This is a genomic window from Salipiger sp. HF18, from assembly GCF_011806505.1.
Lineage (GTDB): Bacteria > Pseudomonadota > Alphaproteobacteria > Rhodobacterales > Rhodobacteraceae > Salipiger > Salipiger thiooxidans.
In genome coordinates, this window is sequence record NZ_JAATOS010000519.1 from 1 (window position 1) to 2,730 (window position 2,730).

At 55.1% G+C, this 2,730-nt stretch carries 1 tRNA gene and 2 rRNA genes; all 3 read left to right on the plus strand.

The features are described from left to right. Positions 1-2,258: ribosomal RNA gene (locus HC022_RS23450) — 23S ribosomal RNA — on the plus strand; the annotation flags it as partial. Between the two features lie 228 nt (positions 2,259-2,486). Then, positions 2,487-2,601, plus strand: a 5S ribosomal RNA gene (rrf, locus tag HC022_RS23455). Positions 2,602-2,653: 52 nt separating this feature from the next. Continuing rightward, positions 2,654-2,730, plus strand: a tRNA-Met gene (locus tag HC022_RS23460).

Below are 2,730 nucleotides of genomic sequence, written 5' to 3' on the forward strand. Positions count from 1 at the left end.
GTGACGGCGTACCTTTTGTATAATGGGTCATCGACTTGGTCTATCTAGCAAGCTTAAGCCGTTAGGTGTAGGCGCAGCGAAAGCGAGTCTTAATAGGGCGTTGAGTTAGATGGATCAGACCCGAAACCGAGTGATCTAGGCATGACCAGGATGAAGGTAAGGTAACACTTGCTGGAGGTCCGAACCCACACCTGTTGAAAAAGGTCGGGATGAGTTGTGCCTAGGGGTGAAAGGCCAATCAAACTCGGAGATAGCTGGTTCTCCGCGAAATCTATTTAGGTAGAGCGTCATCCGAATACCCCGGGGGGTAGAGCACTGGATGGGTAATGGGGCCCCACAGGCTTACTGATCCTAACCAAACTCCGAATACCCGGGAGTACTAGATGGCAGACACACGGCGGATGCTAACGTCCGTCGTGGAGAGGGAAACAACCCTGACCTACAGCTAAGGCCCCCAATTCGTGGCTAAGTGGGAAAGCAGGTGGGACGACCAAAACAACCAGGAGGTTGGCTTAGAAGCAGCCATCCTTTAAAGATAGCGTAACAGCTCACTGGTCTAATCAAGTTGTCCTGCGGCGAAGATGTAACGGGGCTCAAGCCACGAGCCGAAGCTTAGGATGCCGTAAGGCATGGTAGCGGAGCGTAGTGTGACATAGAACTCGCCCTCTTCTGCATCCTCCGGGATGTAATGGAGGGCAGGGTTCTTTCTGTGAAGCCCGGGCGTGAGCCATCGGGTGGAGAGATCACTAGCGAGAATGATGACATGAGTAGCGACAAAGAGTGTGAGAGACACTCTCGCCGAAAGTCCAAGGGTTCCTGCTTAAAGCTAATCTGAGCAGGGTAAGCCGGCCCCTAAGGCGAGGCCGAAAGGCGTAGTCGATGGGAACCAGGTTAATATTCCTGGGCCATGTGGTGGTGACGGATCGCAGATGTAGTTCTTCCTTATCGGATTGGGAGGGCTGCTGAGCGGTCCCTGGAAATAGCCCCACTTTAGGACCGTACCCTAAACCGACACAGGTGGACTGGTAGAGCATACCAAGGCGCTTGAGAGAACGATGTTGAAGGAACTCGGCAAAATACCTCCGTAAGTTCGCGAGAAGGAGGCCCGGTTCCTAGGCAACTAGGGGCTGGGGGCACAAACCAGGGGGTGGCGACTGTTTACTAAAAACACAGGGCTCTGCGAAGTCGCAAGACGACGTATAGGGTCTGACGCCTGCCCGGTGCCTGAAGGTTAAAAGGAGGGGTGAGAGCTCCGAATTGAAGCCCAGGTAAACGGCGGCCGTAACTATAACGGTCCTAAGGTAGCGAAATTCCTTGTCGGGTAAGTTCCGACCTGCACGAATGGCGTAACGACTTCCCCGCTGTCTCCAACATCGACTCAGCGAAATTGAATTGCCTGTCAAGATGCAGGCTTCCCGCGGTTAGACGGAAAGACCCCGTGCACCTTTACTACAGCTTCACACTGGCATCAGGCACAACATGTGCAGGATAGGTGGTAGGCTTCGAAGCAGGGACGCCAGTTCCTGTGGAGCCTTCCTTGAGATACCACCCTTGTTCTGCTTGATGTCTAACCGCGATCCGTTATCCGGATCCGGGACCCTGTGTGGCGGGTAGTTTGACTGGGGCGGTCGCCTCCTAAAGCGTAACGGAGGCGCGCGAAGGTTGGCTCAGAGCGGTCGGAAATCGCTCGTTGAGTGCAATGGCAGAAGCCAGCCTGACTGCAAGACTGACAAGTCGAGCAGAGTCGAAAGACGGCCATAGTGATCCGGTGGTCCCAAGTGGGAGGGCCATCGCTCAACGGATAAAAGGTACGCCGGGGATAACAGGCTGATACTGCCCAAGAGTCCATATCGACGGCAGTGTTTGGCACCTCGATGTCGGCTCATCTCATCCTGGGGCTGGAGCAGGTCCCAAGGGTACGGCTGTTCGCCGTTTAAAGAGGTACGTGAGCTGGGTTTAGAACGTCGTGAGACAGTTCGGTCCCTATCTGCCGTGGGTGTAGGATACTTGAGAGGAGTTGCCCCTAGTACGAGAGGACCGGGGTGAACGATCCACTGGTGGACCAGTTGTCGTGCCAACGGCAGTGCTGGGTAGCTATGATCGGACAGGATAACCGCTGAAGGCATCTAAGCGGGAAGCCCCCCTCAAAACAAGGTATCCCTGAGGGCCGTGGAAGACCACCACGTCGATAGGCCGGAGATGTAAGCATGGTAACATGTTCAGTTGACCGGTACTAATGGCCCGATAGGCTTGATTTGATCCAGTAACAGACAGGTTCATACCTGATCTCTGCGGACCATCAAAAGCATACACACCGTAAGTGTGATGACATGGACAACGTCCCGGACGCGAAAGCAGAACGGGGTTGATTTGCTCGCTGCGCCTGGCATGGAGAGGTGCGGGACCCGCGTTGTCGCTTCGCGAAACGCTACATCCCGCTGACCAAACCAACGAAAAGCCACCGCGCAGCGGTGGTTTTTCCTTGGTTTGGTGGTCATAGCGCGAGCAAAACACCCGGATCCATTCCGAACCCGGCCGTTAAGTGCCGTCGCGCCGATGGTACTGCGTCTCAAGACGTGGGAGAGTAGGTCACCGCCAAACCTAGAAAAAACCACGCGTATCTCTCTAAACGACACATACCAAACCACCCTGTCGCGGGATGGAGCAGCCCGGTAGCTCGTCAGGCTCATAACCTGAAGGTCGTAGGTTCAAATCCTACTCCCGCAACCA